Origin of the sequence: Maridesulfovibrio bastinii DSM 16055, assembly GCF_000429985.1 — a bacterium.
Taxonomy (GTDB): domain Bacteria; phylum Desulfobacterota; class Desulfovibrionia; order Desulfovibrionales; family Desulfovibrionaceae; genus Maridesulfovibrio; species Maridesulfovibrio bastinii.
This window is the reverse complement of sequence record NZ_AUCX01000013.1, coordinates 71,773-94,740: the sequence shown is the minus strand read 5'-3', so window position 1 is coordinate 94,740 and position 22,968 is coordinate 71,773. Positions and strand designations below refer to the sequence as shown.

The window sequence follows — 22,968 nt, the reverse complement described above, 5'->3', positions numbered from 1 at the left end:
AAAATTATCAGTCAGAAAATGTAAAAGAAATACTTTTAAAAATAGAATTGTTAAGGCTATGCCAGACCCAACATCCTTCATGACCGGATTTCAAAATAAGTTTAGGCTTATCCCCGGGCAAAACTTCATCTTGAACAATCGCCACATAAAACCCTTCCAAGTTAGCTGGAGAGGTTTCAATTATATCAAGATCAGGATGAATAAAAGAAATCAATTCATAAATTTCTTCTGTTATTTCAGAGCATAAAGCTATTTTAGCAATTTCAGGATTACGCCAGTATTTGATATTTGATTTAGCATCAATTTTTACAGGCCCCGCCCCGCACAAATCCAAGACAACAGTAGAAAAATTATCACTACAGCATGCTTCAATCAAATTTTGAAAATAATCAACAGATACGGAAACAACTCTTTCCTGTCCTGAAAGCTCAAAAGCTGCCAGCACTGATGAAGAAATTTCCCCATCACCAATATGGGCAGCTATAATATTTTTAACTCCCGAAACCAGTGCCGGAACCAAAGCAGCTAATACCCTCACAGGAGAGACCGTTTTGCTATCAAAAGCAAGTATGACAACATCGTCAGGAATTTCAGTTTGTTCTACAGAAAAACCGCTGTTCCACGATTTTCTGGATGAGACATTACTTGGTGATTCTGCCTCATAAATATTCCATAATCTGGCGATTTCAGTTTTCATCCAAGCTCTGAAACGTGCCGGAGTATTTTCATAAGCATCACCGAATAAGTTATCCGAGACCTGACAATCATTTATCCATTCTGGGAAAGAAAATATTTTTTGTTTCATTTGTAAAAAAAAGGCGACTGAAAAGCCGCCTGAAAGTAATGGTACTGTTTAATTATAGCCAGTTGAGAAGCTCTTTCCAACTGCCCTGCAAACGTTCTCGTTCTTTTTGCGAAAGCGTTTTCTGGTATTCATAGTAAGACATCTCAGCCTGCTTCATAGCATATTTCTGGACTTTTGGAAGATCCTTGAAATTGCGTACTACATAAGCATATCTTTTCCATGCTGATCCATATTTTTCTGATCGCCAGAAAAAGTCAGCAATATAAAGTTCATGATCAGCAAGCTTGTTACGGCATTTAACTATATATTTTTTTGCAGCGGTTGCATATTTACTATCAGGATAAGCCTCTTCAACTCTATAAAAATATTCTAAAGCCTCTGAAATATGATTTTGAGGACGATCAATAGACTTAAAAAGATTGAAATGACTCAAACCGATCTGGTAAAGAACATAAGGAATTTCTTTATTGGATGGATGCAAAGCAGAAAATTCTTTATACGCCTCAGAGGCGTCTACATATCTTTTTCCCAGAAAATACGCATCCCCGAGACTCAATTCGGCCTTAACGGTATAAGAGCTGAAAGGATAACGATCTTTTAATTTTGCAAAATAATCAGCAGCATCTGAATATTCCTTCACAGCCATGGAATCTACACCAGCTTCATACAGCTCTTGTGCTGTATCTTCCGGTTTCGGCAGGAAAAAATAATCGATAACGCCACAGGCACTTAAATTAAATAAAAGTACTGAAATAAAAAAAAGTTGAAATAAACTCTTAACCATTATTATGTTCCAGATAAGCAAAAGCAGCTGTTGCGGCGGTTGCGCCGTCGCCAACGGCAGTTACTACCTGACGACATTTTTTGGACCTTATATCTCCGGCCGCATATATTCCGGGTATATTAGTGGCCATTTCCTGATCGGTCTTGATAAAGCCCCACTCGTCCAGTTCCAATTCAGGCGGAAAGAAATTATTAACCGGATCAAAACCTACAAAGATGAACACTCCATCCAGATCAATTTCAGAATACTCTTCTGTTTTAACATTCTGAACTTCAACTCCGCTAACATCATCATCGCCAAGAACTCTGGTAACAACGCTATTTAAAACCATTTCTATTTTAGGATCTTTATAACATTTATCCTGATAGCATTTAAGTCCCCGGAATTCTTCCCTGCGATGGATAAGATAAATTTTCTTAACGAGTCTGGAAAGATACAGAGCTTCTTCGAGAGCAGAGTTTCCGCCACCGACAACTGCAATTACTTTATCTCTAAAAAAGTTACCATCGCAGATAGCACAGTATGAAACTCCACGGCCCAGAAGTTTGTCCTCGTTATGAACATGCAGTTTCCTGAAAGTAACGCCACTGGCAAAAATAACAGCTCTTCCGGTAATCCACTCATCACCAACCAGCAAGGAATGTTTACCTTCCTCAACTTTTATTTCTTTTACTTCATCCAGAATACGATCAAGATCATATTCACGCAGATGCTCATCCATACGATCACAAAGCTCATATCCCTTTATTCCACGCGGGAATCCGGGATAATTTTCAAGCTCTTCTGTCATCAACATCTGTCCGCCGGGTGATAACTTTTCAACTAGAACAGTTTTAACACCGGACCTGACAAGGTAGAGGGCGGCGGCCATACCAGCCGGGCCGCCCCCAATTACAATCGCGTCATAAGACTTCATTTTTTACAGAGCCTTGCTGTTAATCATTTCCTTGATACTACTTTTTGAAACGGCTCCAGTGGTCTGATCTGCGACTTCACCATTCTTGAAAAGAATGAGGGTAGGAATCGCACGAATACCATACTTGCCTGGAGATGAAGGATTATCATCAACATTCATTTTGCAAATTTTAACCTTTCCGGCGAACTCTTCAGAGAGTTCATCAATGACAGGTCCCATTGCACGACAGGGTCCGCACCAAGGAGCCCAGAAATCAACCAGAACGGGGGTGTCACAATCCAATACTTCTTCTTTAAAATTGTCGTCTGTAACCTGAAGAGCCATGATTATCTCCTTCTTTTCACTATGTTAAGTGGTTCAACCCCAAAAGGGCAAGTCCGGCACAATTCAACACACATTTTAATCGATGTCCGCTTGGGCCAGCTTATAAAAAATAAATAGCGTTAATAAAACTGTCAAGACGTATCCACATACGAAAAACACCTTCCAGAATACCTTCTATAAGGCCATAGGTAAAGACCAAGTCTAACATTCTGACAACCAGTCAGTCGGAACTACTCGTCCGCGCGGAATGGCCTCAAAAGAAAGATCATGATAATAGCCACGTTTGCCCAGGCAATACCCGGCATAAGCAATCATGGCCGCATTATCAGTGCACAATCTAAGCGGAGGTAAAATAAGTGGTACAGAAAACCTTGAGGCGCAGTCAGCCATGACTTTCCGCACGACAGAGTTTGCAGCGACTCCTCCGGCAACAATAAGAGATTTTATTCCTGAATTTTTTTCCAGAGCCCTTCCAACCTTGACCTTCAAAGTTTCTCCAACTGTGTAATTGAATGAAGAGAGCATAATATTTCTTTTTGATGATAAATCAGACTCTTCATTTTCAGGGAGAACCATACCTTCAATTTTTAATTCAGGATTCTGATTCACATAATTAGCTACACAGGTTTTAAGTCCACTGAAGCTGAAATCTAGATTTTCATTATGGATGTATGGTACAGGAAACATTCTTTTATCAGGTTTTTCCTTGGCACCAAACTCATCCACAAGCCGACCACCGGGGTAAGGAAAATTTAATAATTTTGCAGTCTTGTCAAAAGCTTCACCGGCAGCATCATCCAAGGTCCGACCTAGGAGTTCAAACGATTCAGGAGAGTTAATCCTATAAATATGCGTATGCCCACCAGAGACAAGAAGACCCAATGAAGGAAATTCAAGGTTCTGCTCAAGCCCCGGTGAAAGCAGGTGCGCCCATAAATGGTTAACACCCAGAACTTTTACATTTGAAGCTAATGAGAGAGCTTTTGCAAAATTAACACCGACAAGCAGGCTCCCTAGTAAACCGGGGCCTCTAGCTACCGCAATTCTGTCAATTTCACTGAACTCAATGGAACACTCTTCAATTAGTGCACGAAAAAGAGCAGGAAGAACTTTTAAATGCTCCCGTGAAGCAATTTCAGGAACTACTCCACCGAAAAGAGCATGCACATCAATCTGAGTTGCTAATTTTTCACCGATAAGCCTGCCGTCACGAACGAGAGCTACTCCAGTTTCATCACATGAAGTCTCTATACCAAGACACAGCATTATTCTTCACAACTCTCGTATATTTCACGAATAATTTCGACTTCACGTTTGGAACCTATAAAAAGAGGAACCCTCTGATGCAGATCATCAGGAACAATATCTAAAATTCTTTTAGTTCCGTCAGTGGCCATGCCTCCGGCCTGCTCCACAAGCATTGCCATGGGAGAAGCTTCACACATCAGGCGCAGTTTCCCTCTAGGCTTTTTAGGGTCGCGATGATCAGCAGGATACATAAAAACCCCGCCATAGATAAGATTTCTATGAAAGTCAGCAACAAGAGAACCAATATAACGAAGGCTGTATGGTTTTCCGTTAATATTGTCTTCAGATTTAAAATACTTAACTACTTTGCGGGTAGCCTCATTCCAATAAGGCCAATATCCCTCGTTGATAGAGTATATTTTACCGCTTTCAGGAATTTTGAGGTTAGGATGTGACAGCAGGAATTCTCCAACGCCGGGGTCCAATGTGAATCCATGAACACCATCACCTGTTGTAAAAACAAGCATAGTTGAGGAGCCATAAAGGATATAACCTGCTGCAACCTGCTCTGTTCCAGCCTGAAGAACATCAGATGATTGAACGGGAGTCCCTTCCTTGCTCAGGCGCCTGTGAATAGAAAAAATAGTCCCGATGTTAACGTTAACATCAATATTGGAAGATCCATCCAGAGGATCAAAGATAATGATATAACCACCCTGAGGGAGGCCATGAGGGATATCTATTATATCAGCGTTCTCTTCAGAGGCCATTGCGCAAAGAACCCCTGATCTGGCCATACGGTGGATGAGAATACGGTTCGCGTATTCATCCAGCTTTTTAACTTCCTCACCTTGAACGTTTATCTCTCCCGTAAAACCCAGGACATCAACCAGCCCGGCCTTGTTAACTTCACGCGAAATAATTTTGGCGGACAGGACAAGCTCGTTGAATAAGTGAGTAAAACGTCCGGTCGCACCGGGTATCTGTGTCTGATGTAGAAGCAGGTGCTCGGTGACTGTTATCTGCTGGGTCATTAATCCTCCTTCAGTCTAAATAAGATCCCAGACTAATCATTGAAGGCATAATTTAAAATTAATTGATATCAATAAAAGACCGATTAAAAAAACCAGAATTCATCATCATCTTCTTTCGAAACAGCTTTGGTAAGATAAACAATCTGAGTTTCACCTATATACCGTGAAAACCAGACAAAATCATCATTACCAATTTTAATAATACCTCGCACATGTTCATCAAGAAGGTTTTCCCATTTGATTTTTAACAATGATTTGCGATCGAGATTTTTCATTCCGGTCCATATTCCACCTCCATCGGGATGAAATATGATCAAATCCTGCGGGCGAGGACAAAAATTTAAAAGAACACGTGGATCAAAATGAACAACTACCAGTCCCTTGAATTCGGCATCCTTAAAGAAAGGAGTTGCCATATAAAGTTCAGGACCGAATTTAGTATAATTAATAAATGATTTTAAACGAACTTCTGACCAGTCTCCCTCGTATTCAATGAGTGGGCCGGCCTTAAAAGGTTTAATACCGTCTTCAGGAAGTTTCATTAAAACCATTGCTTCAGAATTAAGAGTCATGACTCCGCTGATCCATGGATACCTCATAAAAAGTAATTTGAACCATTCCTGATCAGGATGAGTGTCAACAATAGACAAAAACGAAGATAGCTTTAGCAACTGCTCGTCTACCGGAGTAAACAGCAGGGCAAGCTTATTATCATTCGGATTTTGCAGTCCTTCATGACTTAATGTTATTTCAGGATTCGGGTCCACGGAATCCTGAGCAGACTGCCAGATCTTGGAACCGTATTCACAGCCAGAACAAAGAACCGTAAAACAAAGCACGGTGATAGCGATAACCCGTGCACGGAAGTTGAATTTCATATTATTTCCGAACAAATTTAACTTAAGTTTCAGCTCATTAATAAAAATAAAAGGAACTAAAAAACTATGTAATATACAGCTTAAATTATAAATTATTTTGAAGCTCTAGCTTCAAGCCTGCTGGCAAGAATTTCAAGAGTATTCATTAATTTACTTTTAGCATGCTTACAATAAGGGTCATCTTTATCTTCTGGTGAGCATGCAGGATCGGTATAGCTTTCAGCAGGAATGTCCAGTCGCGCAGAAATATTTGAAATTATTGTCCGTAACTCCTTGCACTCCTTTTCATCAGAACAATGAGATGCAAGATCACGATAAATTTCAAGGGAGCCTTCAATATCTCCCTGAGAAGCCAGAACCTCAGCCATCGTTCTGGTTTTCAAGGTATCTATTTCAACTGAATCCTCTGCATCATCATAATCACAACCGCAATTTATGCTTTCAACAGCATTCTCAATTTCACGCTCTATTTCGTCACCGGACTCAAATTCAGCAAGCTTCGAATCATCGCATTTACTACTTGCTGTTTTGCTGGCATCAAAACCAGTCAAAGACTCCATTCCGGCAGCCATAACATCAGACCAAGTCATGGAAGAGCCATGAAGTCCTGAGAAGGCAAAAGCAATTGCAGCAGCTACATCTCTGTTACCGCCGGAAATACTGTCTCCCCAAAGCTTCCAGAATTCAGGATAAGTAGTAAAAAGTCTGGTCAGTGGATCTATAGCAGCCTTGGCTTCTTCTTCACGATCCAGTCTTACCAGAGTTTCAACGAGTAAAAGCCGGGCTTCAAGATAATCAGGATGACGATCGAGGCCCATCCTGAGAGTGGTTACAGCTTTTTCCAGACTTCCAATTTCTACAAATAATCTGGCGAGAGGGAAAAAAACTTTTGAACTAGGCTCAAGTGCCAGTACTTCCTGATACCACTCTATTTTACTTTGCATCAGAGTTGACTCCCGGAGAGTTATTTTCCACTGAATCTGGGAAAATATATAGTATTTCGTTATCCTTAACGTAATTCATACGACTGCGAATAACTTTTTCCTGATATGATCTATCGGTCTTAAGACGCCTGATTTCCCTGCTCAACTCAAGACTGCGAGCATCTGTTTTTTCTATTTTTTCTTGAAGAGTATCAACCCGATCATCAAGATCGTTATATCCGAAAATACCCTGATCGCTTACGGCAAGGCGAATAATCAGAATAAGGTTTACTACTATCAAGATACCAAGCAGGATTCTGCGGCCTAACACAAATTCTCCTACTGCAATCTGATAAATGAAGTCTGAGGAATATCAATGCTGTAAAGTGGTTCTTTAAGCTCTTCCAGAAAATTGGCTGTTGCAGCCTCAATCCTAACCACGTCATCTTCACAGACTTCGAGATTATTCATACGGGTCAAAAAGTCCTTGAGAATATCAAATTCATCCACAAGACTTTTTCCCATATCAAGTCTCTTTAGCTCACTTTCAAGCTCAAGGATAGTTTCAAGGCAATTGCTCACCCTGATCATAAGACCCTGCTCAGATAAGTTTTTGCTGCATTCCAAACTAAAACACCTCATGGTCTGGTTAATTATTGGTCATTACTTAACCAAATTTTATAAAGGTTGTACATATAATTAGCTCCGGAAAAAACAGTCAAAAACAATGCAACATAAAGTATATATGTTCCAACACGATGCCAATCTACCCCAAAATACTGATAATTAAGGAGAAGTGGGCCTAAGGCAAAACTTTGACAGACTGTTTTCATTTTACCGAATTTATCTGCGGCAAGTACAAGTCCTTTTTCCATTGCTATTGCACGCAAACCGGTAACAGCCAATTCCCTACATATAATTATGATGGTAATCCATGCAGGAACCCAGCCCAGCTCTACCAGCATAATAAGCACAGACCCGATTAGCAGTTTGTCTGCGAGCGGATCAAGAAATTTACCTAAATTTGTTACCTGATTCTGTCTACGGGCAACTATTCCATCCATAACATCAGTTACAGACGCAATAAAAAATAATACTGCCGCTAGAAAGGCAGTAAAATGGTTCGGAAAATACATTAACAGGACAATAACCGGTACTGTCAGGACACGACCCAAAGTAAGCGAATTGGCAAGGTTGAACATCTTAAAATCCGGTCAGTAAAAATTTATAATGTATGTAAAAATCAAAAACAAATTTCCAAAGGGGATAAATGGTTGAGCTTTATAAAGTCAACCCCTTATAACATGATTCCTGCGGCAAACCAGCCGCCGCAGGAATCTTTTTTTTATGTATGAGAGCTGGAAGCAATCTCAAGGCTGCTTTCTGCTGCTTCAGCGACTTTATCAGCCAATGCCCTGAAAGCATCTTTAGCTGGTGAAGCTTCTTCAAGCATAACAACAGGACGTCCAAGATCTCCGGCAACTACTGTTGTGGGATCAAGTGGAACAGCACCTAAAAACGGAAGACCATATTTCTCAGCGAGATCTTTACCTCCGCCACTCTTAAAGAGGTCAATACGTTCTTTACAATGAGGACAGATAAGACCACTCATATTTTCTACGACACCAAGTATATTTGCTTTTGCATACTGCAGAAAATTAATAGCCTTACGTACATCAGCCAATGAAACTTCCTGAGGAGTTGTAACTACAACTGCCAGAGATTCAGGAACTGTTTTTAAAACAGTCATAGGCTCGTCACCGGTTCCCGGAGGGGAATCAATAACCAGAAAATCAAGCTCGCCCCACTGTACATCAGAAATAAACTGTCTGATAGCCGAAGTTTTCATGGGTCCGCGCCATAAAACAGCCTGATCTGGGTCTTTTAGCAATGACTCCATAGAAACTGCCGAAAGATTGTCATTAACCTTTTTAGGGACAACCAGATTCCCACGCTCAACATCAAGCTGGCCGGTTATTCCAAGCAGATGAGGTACGCTGGGTCCATGAATATCTACATCTAGTATTCCAACCTTGTACCTCTTATCAGCAAGAGCTGCAGCAATGTTTACGGCTACTGAACTCTTACCGACACCACCTTTTCCGCTCATTACAAAAATCTTATATTTGATTTTGGCAAGAGTGGACGAAATCAGCTCATTTTGAAGAGCATGAGCTGCACTTTCTCCATTATTGTCCTTGCCGCTCGAACATGATCCGCATGAACTCATTCTAATCTGCCTTTTTAACGATTAAACAAATCCGGGAAAATTTACCCCGTATATATCAGCCATTTCTGGCTGATGACATCCATTCCAGAAATAGTACTGCGGCAAACCCGACTAAAGCAAGAAATACCGCCAACCAAAAAGTACTGTCAAAAGCAGGAGGCAATACATTTGTCTCACTGAGCACGTGGACTTTGCCACGAATCGTCACAGAATCCAACACTTCTTTCCAGGGCCAGACTTTACGCATAGCCCCAGCCATAAATCCGGTAAGCAAACTTATTGTAGCATTATGGTATCTTTCCAGAAAATAATGGAGGACCCTTGAGAACAAAGAAATTCCAACGGCACAGCCGACAATAAAAACCAGAAGAACAGTAATATTACCTGGTAAGGCCGGATTTCTAAGAGCCCCGGTAATGTATTCGTACTTCCCAAGCAAAAGCAATATGAAAGCCCCACTGATTCCTGGCAAAATCATTGCACAGATAGCTACTGTGGCGCAAAGAAAAACAAACCATAAATCATTCGGGGTCGTAACAGGAATCATTCCAACAAGATAGTAGCTTCCAACAGCACCAAGCATTCCTATAAAAAAATTGGAATAAGAAAAGGTCCCTGTCCTGCGACCAACGACAAATATTGAAGCAGCTATCAACCCGAAAAAGAGGGACCAGAGCGGAACAGGATGCTGAACCAGAAAATAATGAATAATATTAGCAACGGAAACCATTGCCAGTAAGATTCCAAAAAGCAGTGGAATTATAAATTTTAAATGAGCTCTCTCAATGGCTCCGGAAAAATCAAAGGTTAGGACTTTTTTAAAAAAGACAAAATCAAAGGAACGAATTGAATCAATCAGTTGTCCGTAAATACCTGTTATAAAGGCCATAGTTCCACCAGAAACACCGGGGATAATATCGGCCATTCCCATGCATAACCCTTTAAGAATAAGAACCAGATATTCTTTAGCTGACTTGGGTCCAGGTCCACTATTCCAGGCCTGCGAAACTTTTTTTAACATTTTTTACACTGAATCCTGTTACCAGCCCTGTTTTCCCACAAGATCAACAAAAGCACATCCGCCCATGTCTTCTTCAATTACTTCTCCGTTTGCTTTTATAACCAGTATGAGTCGCTGTTTGCGCTTTTCCGAGCCGACGGGGATAATCATCCTGCCTGGATCAGCAAGCTGATCTATCAGACTCTGTGGAACCTCAGGGCCTCCAGCAGTAACAATTATTCTGTCAAACGGTCCTTCATCTGGCCAACCGGTTGTGCCATCATCAAGCTTAACTCTGATATTGAAATATCTCATTTCAAACAGGAGCTTTCTGGTACGCATAAAAAGTTTTTTAATTCGTTCTATTGTATAAACATCAGCACCAAGCTCGGCCAGAACTGCCGCCTGATAACCGGAACCGGTTCCTATTTCCAAAATTTTATGTTCCGGTGAAATTTGTAGTAACTCAGTCATAAATCCGACTATAAAAGGCTGGGAAATAGTCTGTCCTTCACCAATAGGCAACGAATTGTCGTCATAAGCACGCGCAGCAAGAGCCTCCTCAACAAATAAATGCCTCGGAACTCTTTTCATGGCATCCAGAACAGCAGGGTCACTCACACCTCTGGCCTCAACCTGTTCCTTAACCATTTTTTCTCTGCGGATCTTTGGATCTATCCGCACAGTACCCCCTTTTAGATTCCAGTCGGAGCACAAACGCTCTTCAACAATCAAAATATGAAAGTTGTACTTTGAAATATTTTAAGCAGTTGAAAATCAGATTTTACAAGCCAAGTCAACCTCCATCCATGTATGTGAAGGCATTAAAAAATCACAATCAATAAAAAATTAAATCATATTTAACATTTTTACTGTTAAAAAAAATATTACAAAATATGGATTAACCTTATTGCTTGACATAGCTACAGCAAAAGGCAAAATTTAAACATGATAAAAAGGAGGAAAAAATGCTTAAAGTCAGTGATCTTATGTCAACGGAATTATTTACCCTCCGCCGTAATGATTCGCTAAAAACAGCACGGTCTATAATGGATCTGAAAAGAATCCGCCATATTCCGATTATTACGGGAGAGAACTCTTTCGTAGGTCTTCTTACCCACAGAGACCTCCTTTCCGCAACTATTTCTAAACTTGCGGATATTGATTCAAAAACTCAGGGAGAAATCGACGCGGGAATACCTGTCGGTGAAATCATGAATAGGGACGTAAAAACAATTACACCGAACACACCACTAAAAGAATGTGCTTATTTACTGCTGCACCATAAATATGGATGTCTACCGGTAATTGAGAATGGTGAAAATCTAGTTGGAATTATAACTGAGGCTGATTTTTTAAAACTAACCCTGAATCTTATGGAAGCTCTTGAACAAAGTGAATAAATAAGTGCCGGCTGTTCATGGCTGTCCAGTCGGCACAAAAAATCAACACTGATCAAGATATTTTTTTATCTCATTACGCGCAGTTTCCAAAAAAAGATCAAATCTGCTTTGAACTTCCGGTGTTAATTCCATGCCCCAGTCTGTATATTTTTTAGGTTCAATACCAACCACCCTCATAACAGGCCTGTTGCCGACCATTTCAGCCATATTCAAAGAATCAATCAAGTCGACATCGTGCAATGAAAGCCTCTGATCTTCATTTTGAACCAGATCTTCTTCTGAAAAGACGTATATGTCCCCCGGATTTCCTCCGGCATGAACAATATCAAGCACTAAAAGATAATCGTACCCTTCAAGAATGTGGAATATATCCTGAGTGAAAGTTCCCCCATCAACAATTTCAACATTCTCAGGCCAGTCCTCACATTGTAATTTTTGAACGGCATGAACCCCCGCACCTTCATCCATCAGAAGGATATTGCCGACTCCCATAACTAAAATTTTTTTCATTTAAAAAATCCCTGACTGCTTCTGAATTTTATGGTCATGATTATAATAAATCACTTTTTATATATTCACAGAAAGAATTGATAGTCAGTATGGATAAAAAATCTCCCGAACCGGCCAAACACCTAAATCCGGGAGAAATTTTATCAATCCAGCCGTTAAACACGGTCAGATAATTCAAATTATGAAACTAAAATTCTGATAATAGAATTTTAACATCCATCATTTATGATAGTTACAGTTTCCTTACCAGTCTCTGCGTGCAGCACGTGCACGGCACAGCCCAGTCACGGGTCAAAGGATCTAATGATCCTGGACACGTTGACCGGATTACTCTCATCGGGAACCGGGCACCCTATAAGCGCTTGCTCAACAGGCCCTCTCTGCCCCATATCATCGCGTGGATTTGTGTTCCACAATGTTGCGGGCATCAACTGATAATTTGCGGTAACTGAATTCTTGATGTTGATATAATGTAAAAGCGATCCTCTGGGAGCCTCTGTCAGCCCAAGTCCTTCGGCAGAAACCGGGATATTGGTCTTAACATAAGTCTCTTCACCGGGTTTCACTTCTTTCAACCAGATGTCACCAATTGCATTGGCAACAATATACGCTTCTTCAGCTCTTGCGATATGACGTCCCATTATTGAAAATGCCATATCTCCAAGGTCGCGGAACTTAGTTGCCTCAATACCAAACAGCTCTTTAAGCTGCTTTCTGCCCATAGGGCTGAGGTCAGGATTCTGAACCCACATACGGGCAAGAGGTCCAACTTCAACTGGCTTTTTATTATACCGTGAAGACTTAACAAAACTGTATGCGCCGTCTTTATGCACCTGAGGGATTGTCTTACCCTTTGAAGGATGAAGATCAGTACAGGATTCATCAAACCAGGAGTATTTTACATATTCACGGATTAAGTCCGAATCGAATTTTTCATCTTTACCGTCAATATAAACACCTGATTTAAGCAGGAATTCACTTTCTTCATCATCCAGTGGAAAAACGCCATAAGCCATGCAGTTTTTATAACCGCGACCGACATCAAAAAGATCTTTATATACAGATCCTATAAGATAGACCGTGGGCACATAAACTTCAGAAACAAACTTCTGCACAACTTTAAAACGGCTGGCATATTCTTTAAGCTTTTCCTCAGTAGGAATCTCAGTTGTTCCACCTGCCACCTGACCGGAGATATGTGGCATCTTTCCACCGAACATAGCTACCATTTCATGGCATATTCGACGGATTTCAAGAGCTTTGACATACTGGTCAACTGCTGCAGCATTTGTTTTTTCGTCCAGACGTAAGTCAGGATGCGGAAAACGAGGAACAAATGGAGCTTTACTTGGGCCCCTTACAAAATCAAGAGCTGCAAGATGATAAAAATGCAGTATATGAGATTGCAGATAGTTGGCACCAAAAATTAAATTTCTGGTCACCCTTCCGTTAGTTGTTACTTTAACTTCAAAAGCATCATCCAGCGCGCGACATGAAGCGGTTGAATGGGCTGTAGGACAAACCCCGCACAACCTCTGTGTCAACTGGGCGGCATCACGGGGATCACGTCCGACCAGAATGTTTTCAAACCCTCTATACATTCCGCCTGACAGCCATGCGTCAACGACCTTTCCGCCTTCAACCAGCACTTCCGCCTTTAAATGACCTTCAATTCTGGTCACCGGATCGATGGCAATTTTTAATTTACCTTTTGTTGCATCACTTGCCTGAGACATTTGCAGCATTCCTCCTGCTTTCGATCAATAGCCCAAAAAGCTAACACGGCTCATAGAACGGAGACATCTCATCTGGAAATCCCGGTTCAACACAGCCTAGACAAACAGAGTTTTCAACACACCAGTTTACACCGCCATTCCATTTGCGCTTAAAGCAGTCAGAATTGCTCAATGGACCTTTACAGCCAAGTTCATAGCGACATTTGGATTTATCGGTGAAAACATCTGCATAATTGTCCTGATCGAACTGATCGAGGTAAGGACAGTTGTCATGGATATTCTTCCCGTAGAAAGGAACAGGACGGCCTTCATCGTCCAGAAGCTTGACTACTTCAGCAAGCCCCTTTTCAAGTCCATGCTGCTCAATGGCATTGATGGCAACTACAAGAGTTCCGACCATCCAGTCAGGATGCGGAGGACATCCGGGAATATTAACAACCGGAGTCTTAACTCCATTTTCAGCAAGCACCTGTCCTACTGATTTAGATTCAGTCAGGTTGCCCTTTGCCGCGGGAATACCACCGTAGGCAGAACAAGTGCCTACATTAACAACCAGAGCGGCGTCTTTTGCCATTTTTATGGTAGTTTCGAGCATTGTGTAGTCTTTATGCTCAATTTCTCCCAGTACACAAAAGTGGCCGTCTTCTGCCACCGGTACTGCGCCTTCAATAATAAGAACATATTTTCCAGCCTGCTCTTTGGCCTGGTCGAACATATATGAGAAAGCCTGTTCGCCCTCACACCCCATAATTGTGGGATGGAAATCAAGATTGATCGCTTCTAAAAGAACCTCTGCAATAGAGGGATGGACGCTGTTAAGAATTGATACAGAACATCCGGTGCAGCCCTGTCCCTGCAACCAGAAACAATTCGGTACAAACTTTTTCAGCGCATGCACAATTTCCGGATTGAACATTTGGGAAATACCAAATCCAGCCACAGTACCTGTGCACAATTTCACGAAATCACGCCTGGTCAAACTCATACCTACCTCCTTGGTTGTTGCCGGCGCTGGTAAGGCTCTGTCCTTACATGAAATCCTAAAGTCACAACGACAATGGACTTAGCTGCAGGAAGTACACTCTGGGGCAACTTGCGTCAACCTTTTCGATATGTAACACCACTTTCTATTAATTATATCTATACTAATTATAGTATTAGTAGATAGTTTTACTTTACCCCATTGAACAATGGTCTATAATTTTGCTAGACTATTTCAAGTCACTTGCTAGAACTCTATAACTAATTAAAATACAAGGAAATATGATGGCTAAAAAGAAAAACAGATTTGTACCACTCCTGCTACTGATAATTATACTAGGAATAGTCGGAACAGGGGCATACTTTTTATATAAGGACACCGTACCACCAGAAATTGCCATCTCCCCGGAGAGCGGTGATATTAATGCAGAAACCCCTATATCAGTAACTGTGAATGAAAAAATTTCTGACATTAAAGCCGTTAAAGTGGTACTCATTCAGAATGATAAAAAAATTCAATTAACATCTGAAGAACTAAGACCGGGAAATAAAAATTGGGAAAAAACATACAAAATAGGCAAAGATAAAATCAAACAGGGTAATTTTGAGTTAGCTGTTTGGGCAGTTGATACTTCTCTTGCTAATTTTGGTGGCGGCAATTCATTCATAGCAAAGGGGAACTACACCTTAGATACTGTGGCCCCCAAAATAACTATCCAGACAACTACTCACAACCTTACTCAAGGCGGCTGTTCCCTTATACTCTATTCGTTAAACGAAACACCGGATCAAACTGGAGTTAAGGTAGGAGATTTATTTTTCAAAGGATACAAACAGCCGGATGGAATGTACGCCTCACTTTTTGCAATACCTTTTTACATAGCTCCAAAGGATTTCAATCCTGTTGTAATTGCGACTGATAAAGCTGGAAACGAAAGGACCCGTTCATTCTATTTCCACGCTAATCCTAAAATTTACCGCCACGATAATATCAGGATATCAGATAGATTCTTAAATAGAAAAATGCCTCAGTTTGAAGACAATTTCCCTGAAAAAAGTTCACCACTGGAAACTTTCCTAAAAGTTAACAGAACCATCCGTAAAATTAATAGAGAAAGGCTTAAGACAATAGGTCTTGATACTTCCCCTGAATTTTTGTTTGACGGAGTCTTTTTAAGGCTGCCGAATGCTGCCACAAGGGCTGGATTCGGAGATCAACGCAGCTACATATACAATGGCAAAAAAATTGACTTTCAGACTCATCTTGGAATTGATTTGGCGAGCATAGCACATGCTGATGTTCCTGCAGCTAACAATGGTAAAGTTGTTCTAGCTGAAGATTTCGGCATATATGGAAATGTCATCATTCTTGACCATGGATTAGGATTACAAACCCTTTATGCGCACTTAAGCCAGTTTAAAGTCAAAGTTGGTGATACTGTTAAAAAAGGCCAAATTATAGCAAAAACCGGTGCAACCGGAATGGCTGGAGGCGATCACCTGCATTTCGGAGTTCTCTGCTCGGGCCTACCCGTCAACCCCTTAGAATGGTGGGATAGAAACTGGATCATAAACAATATATCCAGTAAACTTAATTAGCATCCTATAAAACGCATTCTGCAAATAATAAAAAAGGCCCGAAATTTTAAAATTTCGGGCCTTTTAGCGTAATTAATTCTAACTAATGAGCAGGAACTTGAAACTCCTCTTTAATTAAATCCATTGCAATCGGAGTAATTTTATCTCTTCCACGGAACAATTGTTCTTCAGATACACCGGATAAAGCATGACTTAAAACTTCATCCATATTTTCAACCGGTATGATCTCAAGATCTTTTAAGATTTCATCAGGAACTTCTTTAAGATCTCTTTCATTGTCAGCCGGAATAAGAACTGTTTTTGAGAGACCTCTATGTGCAGCAAGAAGTTTTTCTCTCAGACCACCGATAGGAAGAACTCTTCCCCGCAAAGTGATTTCACCGGTCATGGCAAGATCGTGACGAACCGGGATATTCAAAACAGCAGAAGCAATAGCTGTACAAAGAGTAATACCAGCAGAGGGACCATCTTTTGGAGTAGCTCCTTCCGGTACATGCACATGCACATCAATCTTTTCATTAAAATCAGGACGCAAACCGAAAAGGTCCGAACGTGATCTGATATATGAAAGAGCAGCTCTTGCCGACTCCTGCATAACATCACCCAATTTACCTGTTATCACTACATTACCCTTGCCAGGCATTAAAGATACTTCAACCATGAGCATCTCTCCGCCGACCTGAGTGTATGCAAGACCTGTAGCCACACCTACCAGTGATTTTTCTTCACTGGCCCCATGACGGAATTTCTTTACTCCGAGAACAGAAGTCAAATTAGAACACGTTAAATGGAATTCCTTGGTTTTATCGTCAGCCTCAACCATTTTCATTGCAGTCTTACGACAAACCTTGGCAAGTTCACGTTCGAGATTTCTAACGCCCGCTTCTCTGGTATAAGTCCTGATAATTTCCAGCATTGCATTATCAGATACAGAGAGATTGTCCTGTACAAGTCCGTGCTCACCGACCTGCTTTGGCAGCAGAAAACTTTTAGCAATCTGCAACTTTTCAGTTTCCAGATAACCCGGAAGTTCAATAATCTCCATTCTATCCTGCAATGGCAATGGGATAGAATGCAAATTATTTGCAGTAGTTATAAAGAAAACTTTGGACAAATCATAATCAAGATCAAGATAATGATCATTAAAAGTACTATTTTGCTCAGGATCAAGAACTTCAAGTAGAGCTGCTGATGGATCACCCCTGAAATCTGTGCTCATTTTATCAACTTCATCCAGACAAATAACTGGATTGCTGTGTTCGCAGCGTCTCAAAGAATGAATAATTTTACCGGGCAAAGCACCAACATAAGTCCTTCTATGACCACGAATCTCAGCTTCATCGCGAACGCCACCAAGTGAAATACGCACAAATTCACGATCCATAGCCCTTGCTATAGAACGGGCAATAGAAGTCTTACCAACTCCGGGAGGGCCTGCAAAACAAAGTATAGGTCCTTTCAAAGTTTCAACTATAGATTCAACCGCTATATATTCCAGAATCCGTTCTTTAGCTTTTTTGAGACCATAATGATCTTCATCAAGAATTTTGCGTGCTTCAGCTATATTGATCTTTGATTCTTTGTAGGACTCCCACGGAAGATCAAGTACCCAGTCAACATAATTTCTTACTACTGTGTACTCAGCGGAAGAAGGAGCCATCTGGCGAAGTTTTTTTATTTCCTTAAGAATTCTTCCCTTGGCTTCTTCATTAATTTTTTTCTCATCAAGAGCTTTTTCGAGTTCGACAGCTTCAGCCTGAGGATCATCCTCTCGGCCCATCTCCTTATTGATGGCTTTCAGCTGCTCATTCAAATAGTATTCTCTCTGATTTTTTTCCATTTGCCCTTTAACACGATTTTTAACGCGTTTTTCAATGGAAACTATCTCTATTTCACCAAGGAGAAGCTGATATACAGCTTCCAGACGCTTAGTTGAAACAAGCTCTTCAAGTATTTCCTGCTTTTGCTGATAATCAACCTTAAGATGGGGCATCAACGAATCAGCAAGTTTACCGGGAGAGCGAATGGAAGAAATAGCTAAGATTGTTTCCGGGGCTATTTTTTTATTTATCTTGCCAAATTCATCTAGAGATTCATGAACCGCACGAACAAGTCCCTCTCCCTCAGAATCATCTATTGGCAGATCATCAACTCTTTCAACTTCAACTTGAGGGAAACTTTCCTCAAATTCACCTTCTTCTTTCTCAGGATTCCATGAGCCACGATACAAGCCTTCAAATAAGACTTTTATTGTCCCGTCAGGAAGCCTCAGCATTTGAAGAATTTTACTTACAGTACCCGTAGTGTATAAGTCTTCAGGATTTGGCTTTTCTTTCTCAGGAGTTTTCTGAGTTACTAGAAAAATCTTTTTATCATAATCAGATATGGCCTGCTCAATAGCTTTTATTGAAGATTCACGACCTACAAATAAAGGAACAATTGAACGCGGGAACATGACGACTTCCCTGAGTGACATCATAGGGAAGGTATTTTTTTCAGCAGGTGAGCTGTTGCTATCAAAAACTATGGATGACATTTATCCTCCTGTCTTTTCAGTAGGTAACAGTCTTCATAAATTAAAAGACCGCTAAGGATATTATAGATAAAGCTCCTTGCGTTTTTGTCAAACACAACAAACATTTTTTTAGTGAAGAACAGGTGCAGGCGTTCATTAAGAAGTGAAAATCCGCAGAGTCTTATTATATATAAAAATTTATTTTATACAAAGTCAATCAGTCAAATATCAGTTTGGTGCAACGACTCACATTCGAACACTGATCAAAATCGGAGAGCTAACCCGTAAAAAATAAACAGGGGTACCCTAAAGTCAAAGGGTACCCCTGTTGTAAACTTATGCGCTTTTAACTTCGTTATGATAGAAAAGCAAAGGCTCCATTCCATTTTCTACTACACTGGTATTTATTACGCACTCTTTAACTCCTTCAAGAGAAGGCAGTTTGTACATTATATCCAGCATGATAGATTCAAGAACGTTTCTAAGACCCCTGGCTCCTGTTTTGCGCTTAACTGCGAGTTTAGCAATTGCTTTAAGAGAATTAGCAGTAAAAGTCAGGTTAACTTCATCAAGCTCAAAAAGCTTTTTATACTGCTTAACTAAAGCATTTTTAGGTTCCTGAAGAATCCTAACCAGATCTTCTTCGCGCAATTCTTCAAGTGAAGTCTGAATAGGAATACGTCCTACAAACTCCGGAATCAGACCAAATTTGACTAAATCAGAAGGCTCGGCTTCACGGAAAAGATCACTTGCCGAGGATTCTTTTTTAGATTCAACTTTGGCACCAAAGCCTATTGAAGAACCCTGCATACGCTGCTGCACGATTGAATCCAGACCAATAAAAGCACCACCTAGAATAAAAAGGATATTGGAAGTATCAATCCTGATAAATTCCTGCTGGGGATGCTTTCTACCACCCTTGGGAGGGATATTGGCTTCTGTTCCTTCAATAATTTTCAGCAGAGCCTGTTGAACACCTTCACCTGAAACATCTCTTGTAATTGACGGGCTGTCTCCCTTGCGGGCAACTTTATCAATTTCATCGATGTAAATAATTCCACGCGAAGCTGCGTCAATATCATAATCTGCATTCTGCAATAACTGGACAAGAATATTTTCAACATCCTCTCCGACATAACCTGCCTCGGTTAAAGTCGTAGCGTCAGCAATTGCAAAAGGAACTTTAAGGATTCTGGCAAGAGTCTGTGCAAGCAGAGTCTTACCGGAACCAGTTGGTCCGATCATTAAAATGTTACTTTTATCAATCTCCAGATCTTCAGAATTGGAAAGAGAGTAAAATACACGTTTATAATGATTGTGAACGGCCACAGCCAAAATCTTTTTGGCATATTCCTGACCGATAACATATTCGTCTAAAAGCTCTTTAATCTGCTGCGGTGGAAGAAGTTTTCCTTCATCAAACTCCTCGCTCACAGCTTCCTGAGCCATAATCTCATTGCAAAGCTGCACACATTCATCACAAATGTAGACATCCGGTCCTGCTATGAGACGCTGAACCTCGTCCTGAGACTTGGAGCAGAAAGAGCAATGAAGGTCCCGTCCAGAACCCCGATGTTCTTTACTCATCAGTAATTAACCTTCCTTGGCTGGAGTTTTGCGCGAGGTGAGGATTTCGTCAATCAAACCGTAATCCACGGCTTCCTGAGAAGACATGAAATGATCACGGTCAGTATCCTTTTCAATTTCCTCAATGCTTTTGCCTGTATTCTGAGCCATGATACCATTGAGAGTCTTTTTCAGTCTCATGATTTCCTGAGCCTGAATGTTTATATCAGTGGCTTGACCCTGAGCCCCTCCGAGAGGCTGGTGGATCAGGATACGGCTGTTAGGCAATGCAAAACGCTTACCTTTTTCACCTGCGGAGAGTAGAAAAGCGGCCATGCTGGCAGCCTGTCCCATGCAAAGAGTTGAGACAGGAGCTGAAATGTACTGCATAGTATCATATATAGCCATTCCCGCTGTAACAACCCCGCCGGGTGAGTTTATATACATATAAATTTCTTTTTCCGGGTCTTCTGATTCTAAAAAGAGAAGCTGCGCGCAAATCAGACTGGCAACATAGTCATTAATTTCGCTTCCGAGAAGAATGATTCTATCTTTAAGAAGGCGTGAATAAATATCGTACGCGCGCTCTGTGCGTCCAGTGGTCTCGATAACAATAGGAACTGCTCCTGACATTTATCTCTCCCGGCAATAATTATTACAAAAAAATAAAATTCGGTCCTGATTAACCTTTCACGATGGACCGGACATCATCAAAATAAAACAACTTTATTTAATTTAATCATTAGAATGATAGACGACAAGGGTAAATTGTCAATTAATATCCTTCTGAATAAAAAAAACAGATAAAAGTTGATTAGGCAAGCCTTATAATAAGGGCTTGCAACGATTTTAATACAAAATAAAAAAAGAACAGATTATTAAACTACCTAAAAATTCAAAAAGGCGGCAGAGCCATAATAACCCTGCCGCCGCATATACAATCTTGTCCCCTGCTATTAATCGGCTTTTTCTTCCGGAGCGGGTTCAACTTCTTTAACATTGGCATTTTCATAGATAAACTCGCCGGCTTTATCAGCAAGCAGTCTGTCTCTAAGCGGAATAAGGAGGTTATGCTCTTCATAATAAGATTTAACTGAAGAGAAATCCTGTCTGGTCTGAGCTGCGATTTTCTGAAGAGTTGCTTCAACTTCCTGAGGTTCAACTGCAAGCTCTTCACGTTTAGCAACTGAAAGCAGGAAAATCTCAGTACGAACTGCTTCTTCAGCTTCTGAGTGAAACTCTTCTTTGAGAGCCTCAATAGTCTTTCCGGTTGACTCCAGGCTGCGTCCGGAACGTTCAATCTGTCCAACATAGTCGGCAACCATACGCTGGAGGCGATCTTCATAAAGAGAAGGAGGAAGAGGGAAATCAAGCTCTGAAACGATACCCTTTACAAGCTTGGTCAATGCGTTATTTTTATTGAGCTGTTTGCGGTTGGCAAGATAGCTTTTGGAAATAATTTCACGCATTTTTTCAACAGATTCGAAACCACCGGCTTTTTTAACGATATCATCGGTTAATTCCGGCATCTTACGTTCTTTTACGGCATGCACGGTAACTTTCATGTTAACTTCTTTACCGGCAAGATCAGTGTTGATGAAATCTTCGGGGAAAGTAATTAATTTCTCACCTTTTTCACCAGGCTTAAGAGTCTTTACAAGCTCTTCAAATTCTGGAAGAGCATGCCCCTCTCCGAGAGGCAGGTCAAAATTGTCTGCCTGAATACCGGGAATAGGCTCACCATCGATTTCAGCAGAGAAAGTTATGCTTGCAAGTTCGTCATCCTTTGCAGGACGATCTTCTTCAATAGGCTTGATTTCAGCCATGCTCTGCAACATACGGTTTTCAACTTCTTTAAGTTCCTCATCGGAAACTTCAGCACGCTCTTCTTCTACATCAAGACCAAGATACACAGGTGTATCAAACTCAGGAACAACTTCAAACTTGATTGAGTAATTAAAATCCTCATCGCGTACGAGCTGAGCTGAATCAACGTCAATCTTTGAAACAGGAACAAGAGACTGACCATTCATAATGTCATTGATATGATAGTTTACAAGGTCAGTTGTTGCTTCATCTACAATCTGTTTTTTGTATTTGGACTGAATAACAGAAGCTGGTACTTTACCCTTACGAAAACCTTTAACGGAAGTCTGGGCTTTGTATAATGCAATAGTTGCATCTAATGCTGCGTTAACTTCTTCAGCAGGGACACTGACATCAATTTTCCTTTCGACGGCAGAAATTTCCTCAATATTAAAATCCATTCAAGCATCCTCCTCAAATATATTCGCAGTCCGACTAGCTGCGATTGCTTTCGTATTTTAGGCGGGAAACTTGATCGGTTCTCATTTCCCACAAAAGAATTGGGATTATTTAGGCAGTTTGACATGAAAGTCAAGTCCCTTAAAGAACAAGGATGAAAGAAAATGTAAATTAAAATATATTTTTTCAATAAGTTATCTGACATGACATCGAATAAAAAACAAATGACGAAAAAAATACAATGTATTCTT

Annotated in this window: 23 protein-coding genes; 2 read left to right on the top strand and 21 right to left on the bottom strand. The window is 40.7% G+C overall.

Annotation, left to right across the window (positions count from 1 at the left end; all coding sequences use genetic code 11):
- Positions 1-7: 7 nt before the first annotated feature.
- The 14 genes from G496_RS0107075 to G496_RS0107010 all read right to left on the bottom strand — a co-directional run bounded on the left by G496_RS0107075 (position 8) and on the right by G496_RS0107010 (position 10,826).
- Complete coding sequence (locus G496_RS0107075) at positions 8-805, bottom strand: histidinol dehydrogenase (protein WP_027178673.1); 798 nt, start codon at positions 803-805, stop codon at positions 8-10.
- A gap of 52 nt (positions 806-857) precedes the next feature.
- Entirely contained in the window at positions 858-1,589 is a 732-nt protein-coding gene (locus G496_RS0107070) for an outer membrane protein assembly factor BamD (protein ID WP_027178672.1), read from the bottom strand.
- Positions 1,582-2,505, bottom strand: a complete 924-nt coding sequence (gene trxB, locus G496_RS0107065; RefSeq protein ID WP_027178671.1) for a thioredoxin-disulfide reductase — start codon at positions 2,503-2,505, stop codon at positions 1,582-1,584. The genes G496_RS0107070 and trxB overlap by 8 nt, the downstream gene beginning before the upstream one ends.
- A gap of 3 nt (positions 2,506-2,508) precedes the next feature.
- Entirely contained in the window at positions 2,509-2,829 is a 321-nt protein-coding gene (gene trxA / locus G496_RS0107060) for a thioredoxin (RefSeq protein ID WP_027178670.1), read from the bottom strand.
- Between the two features lie 201 nt (positions 2,830-3,030).
- On the bottom strand, positions 3,031-4,095 hold the full coding sequence (tsaD, locus tag G496_RS0107055; protein WP_027178669.1) for a tRNA (adenosine(37)-N6)-threonylcarbamoyltransferase complex transferase subunit TsaD: 1,065 nt from the start codon (positions 4,093-4,095) through the stop codon (positions 3,031-3,033).
- Positions 4,095-5,111, bottom strand: coding sequence for a class 1 fructose-bisphosphatase (gene fbp, locus G496_RS0107050; RefSeq protein WP_027178668.1), 1,017 nt, complete (start codon positions 5,109-5,111; stop codon positions 4,095-4,097). The genes tsaD and fbp overlap by 1 nt, the downstream gene beginning before the upstream one ends.
- An 83-nt stretch (positions 5,112-5,194) precedes the next feature.
- Positions 5,195-5,989, bottom strand: a complete 795-nt coding sequence (locus tag G496_RS0107045) for a hypothetical protein (RefSeq protein ID WP_034632649.1) — start codon at positions 5,987-5,989, stop codon at positions 5,195-5,197.
- Between the two features lie 92 nt (positions 5,990-6,081).
- Complete coding sequence (locus tag G496_RS0107040; RefSeq protein WP_027178666.1) at positions 6,082-6,933, bottom strand: tetratricopeptide repeat protein; 852 nt, start codon at positions 6,931-6,933, stop codon at positions 6,082-6,084.
- Positions 6,923-7,243 carry an FtsB family cell division protein gene (locus G496_RS0107035; RefSeq protein WP_027178665.1) on the bottom strand — a complete coding sequence of 107 codons (321 nt, stop codon included), beginning with the start codon at positions 7,241-7,243 and terminating at the stop codon, positions 6,923-6,925. The genes G496_RS0107040 and G496_RS0107035 overlap by 11 nt, the downstream gene beginning before the upstream one ends.
- Positions 7,244-7,251: 8 nt before the next feature.
- The gene (locus tag G496_RS19070) at positions 7,252-7,539 is read right to left on the bottom strand and encodes a hypothetical protein (protein WP_245577878.1); all 288 of its coding nucleotides are present in this window, start codon (positions 7,537-7,539) and stop codon (positions 7,252-7,254) included.
- Between the two features lie 26 nt (positions 7,540-7,565).
- Positions 7,566-8,114, bottom strand: a complete 549-nt coding sequence (gene pgsA / locus G496_RS0107025) for a CDP-diacylglycerol--glycerol-3-phosphate 3-phosphatidyltransferase (RefSeq protein ID WP_027178664.1) — start codon at positions 8,112-8,114, stop codon at positions 7,566-7,568.
- Positions 8,115-8,257: 143 nt separating this feature from the next.
- Positions 8,258-9,142: an Mrp/NBP35 family ATP-binding protein gene (locus tag G496_RS0107020; protein ID WP_027178663.1), complete on the bottom strand. Its 885-nt coding sequence runs from the start codon at positions 9,140-9,142 to the stop codon at positions 8,258-8,260.
- A 55-nt stretch (positions 9,143-9,197) separates the two neighbouring features.
- A complete protein-coding gene (locus tag G496_RS0107015) occupies positions 9,198-10,163 on the bottom strand; it encodes a DUF368 domain-containing protein (protein ID WP_027178662.1) in 966 nt (321 codons plus the stop codon).
- 18 nt (positions 10,164-10,181) lie between these two features.
- The gene (locus tag G496_RS0107010) at positions 10,182-10,826 is read right to left on the bottom strand and encodes a protein-L-isoaspartate(D-aspartate) O-methyltransferase (RefSeq protein WP_027178661.1); all 645 of its coding nucleotides are present in this window, start codon (positions 10,824-10,826) and stop codon (positions 10,182-10,184) included.
- A 284-nt stretch (positions 10,827-11,110) separates the two neighbouring features.
- Between G496_RS0107010 and G496_RS0107005 the strand changes: the two genes are divergently transcribed.
- Positions 11,111-11,545, top strand: a complete 435-nt coding sequence (locus tag G496_RS0107005) for a CBS domain-containing protein (protein ID WP_027178660.1) — start codon at positions 11,111-11,113, stop codon at positions 11,543-11,545.
- Positions 11,546-11,587: 42 nt separating this feature from the next.
- Here G496_RS0107005 and hysD read toward each other — a convergent pair whose 3' ends face one another.
- The 3 genes from hysD to hysB form a co-directional block, all read right to left on the bottom strand.
- Complete coding sequence (gene hysD, locus G496_RS0107000) at positions 11,588-12,055, bottom strand: NiFeSe hydrogenase maturation protease (RefSeq protein ID WP_027178659.1); 468 nt, start codon at positions 12,053-12,055, stop codon at positions 11,588-11,590.
- Positions 12,056-12,339: 284 nt separating this feature from the next.
- Entirely contained in the window at positions 12,340-13,791 is a 1,452-nt protein-coding gene (gene hysA, locus G496_RS0106995; protein WP_027178658.1) for a NiFeSe hydrogenase large subunit HysA, read from the bottom strand.
- 40 nt (positions 13,792-13,831) lie between these two features.
- The gene (hysB, locus tag G496_RS0106990) at positions 13,832-14,776 is read right to left on the bottom strand and encodes a NiFeSe hydrogenase small subunit (RefSeq protein WP_027178657.1); all 945 of its coding nucleotides are present in this window, start codon (positions 14,774-14,776) and stop codon (positions 13,832-13,834) included.
- A gap of 281 nt (positions 14,777-15,057) precedes the next feature.
- Here hysB and G496_RS0106985 point away from each other — a divergent pair, with 281 nt between their 5' ends.
- Positions 15,058-16,371: a M23 family metallopeptidase gene (locus G496_RS0106985; protein ID WP_027178656.1), complete on the top strand. Its 1,314-nt coding sequence runs from the start codon at positions 15,058-15,060 to the stop codon at positions 16,369-16,371.
- Positions 16,372-16,453: 82 nt separating this feature from the next.
- Here G496_RS0106985 and lon read toward each other — a convergent pair whose 3' ends face one another.
- From lon to tig, 4 genes are all read right to left on the bottom strand, one after another.
- Complete coding sequence (gene lon / locus G496_RS0106980) at positions 16,454-18,907, bottom strand: endopeptidase La (protein WP_027178655.1); 2,454 nt, start codon at positions 18,905-18,907, stop codon at positions 16,454-16,456.
- Positions 18,908-19,222: 315 nt separating this feature from the next.
- The gene (clpX, locus tag G496_RS0106975) at positions 19,223-20,473 is read right to left on the bottom strand and encodes an ATP-dependent Clp protease ATP-binding subunit ClpX (RefSeq protein WP_027178654.1); all 1,251 of its coding nucleotides are present in this window, start codon (positions 20,471-20,473) and stop codon (positions 19,223-19,225) included.
- 6 nt (positions 20,474-20,479) lie between these two features.
- On the bottom strand, positions 20,480-21,085 hold the full coding sequence (gene clpP, locus G496_RS0106970) for an ATP-dependent Clp endopeptidase proteolytic subunit ClpP (RefSeq protein WP_027178653.1): 606 nt from the start codon (positions 21,083-21,085) through the stop codon (positions 20,480-20,482).
- A 323-nt stretch (positions 21,086-21,408) separates the two neighbouring features.
- Positions 21,409-22,719 (bottom strand): trigger factor, encoded by a 1,311-nt coding sequence (gene tig, locus G496_RS0106965; protein WP_027178652.1) that lies wholly within the window; start codon positions 22,717-22,719, stop codon positions 21,409-21,411.
- Positions 22,720-22,968: the final 249 nt, after the last annotated feature.

Coding starts and splice junctions, on each gene's coding strand:
- G496_RS0107075 (WP_027178673.1), bottom strand. CDS start 805: ATGAAACAAAAAATATTTTCTTTCCCAGAATGGATAAATGATTGTCAG.
- G496_RS0107070 (WP_027178672.1), bottom strand. CDS start 1,589: ATGGTTAAGAGTTTATTTCAACTTTTTTTTATTTCAGTACTTTTATTT.
- trxB (WP_027178671.1), bottom strand. CDS start 2,505: ATGAAGTCTTATGACGCGATTGTAATTGGGGGCGGCCCGGCTGGTATG.
- trxA (WP_027178670.1), bottom strand. CDS start 2,829: ATGGCTCTTCAGGTTACAGACGACAATTTTAAAGAAGAAGTATTGGAT.
- tsaD (WP_027178669.1), bottom strand. CDS start 4,095: ATGCTGTGTCTTGGTATAGAGACTTCATGTGATGAAACTGGAGTAGCT.
- fbp (WP_027178668.1), bottom strand. CDS start 5,111: ATGACCCAGCAGATAACAGTCACCGAGCACCTGCTTCTACATCAGACA.
- G496_RS0107045 (WP_034632649.1), bottom strand. CDS start 5,989: ATGAAATTCAACTTCCGTGCACGGGTTATCGCTATCACCGTGCTTTGT.
- G496_RS0107040 (WP_027178666.1), bottom strand. CDS start 6,933: ATGCAAAGTAAAATAGAGTGGTATCAGGAAGTACTGGCACTTGAGCCT.
- pgsA (WP_027178664.1), bottom strand. CDS start 8,114: ATGTTCAACCTTGCCAATTCGCTTACTTTGGGTCGTGTCCTGACAGTA.
- G496_RS0107020 (WP_027178663.1), bottom strand. CDS start 9,142: ATGAGTTCATGCGGATCATGTTCGAGCGGCAAGGACAATAATGGAGAA.
- G496_RS0107015 (WP_027178662.1), bottom strand. CDS start 10,163: ATGTTAAAAAAAGTTTCGCAGGCCTGGAATAGTGGACCTGGACCCAAG.
- G496_RS0107005 (WP_027178660.1), top strand. CDS start 11,111: ATGCTTAAAGTCAGTGATCTTATGTCAACGGAATTATTTACCCTCCGC.
- hysD (WP_027178659.1), bottom strand. CDS start 12,055: ATGAAAAAAATTTTAGTTATGGGAGTCGGCAATATCCTTCTGATGGAT.
- hysA (WP_027178658.1), bottom strand. CDS start 13,791: ATGTCTCAGGCAAGTGATGCAACAAAAGGTAAATTAAAAATTGCCATC.
- hysB (WP_027178657.1), bottom strand. CDS start 14,776: ATGAGTTTGACCAGGCGTGATTTCGTGAAATTGTGCACAGGTACTGTG.
- G496_RS0106985 (WP_027178656.1), top strand. CDS start 15,058: ATGGCTAAAAAGAAAAACAGATTTGTACCACTCCTGCTACTGATAATT.
- lon (WP_027178655.1), bottom strand. CDS start 18,907: ATGTCATCCATAGTTTTTGATAGCAACAGCTCACCTGCTGAAAAAAAT.
- clpX (WP_027178654.1), bottom strand. CDS start 20,473: ATGAGTAAAGAACATCGGGGTTCTGGACGGGACCTTCATTGCTCTTTC.
- clpP (WP_027178653.1), bottom strand. CDS start 21,085: ATGTCAGGAGCAGTTCCTATTGTTATCGAGACCACTGGACGCACAGAG.
- tig (WP_027178652.1), bottom strand. CDS start 22,719: ATGGATTTTAATATTGAGGAAATTTCTGCCGTCGAAAGGAAAATTGAT.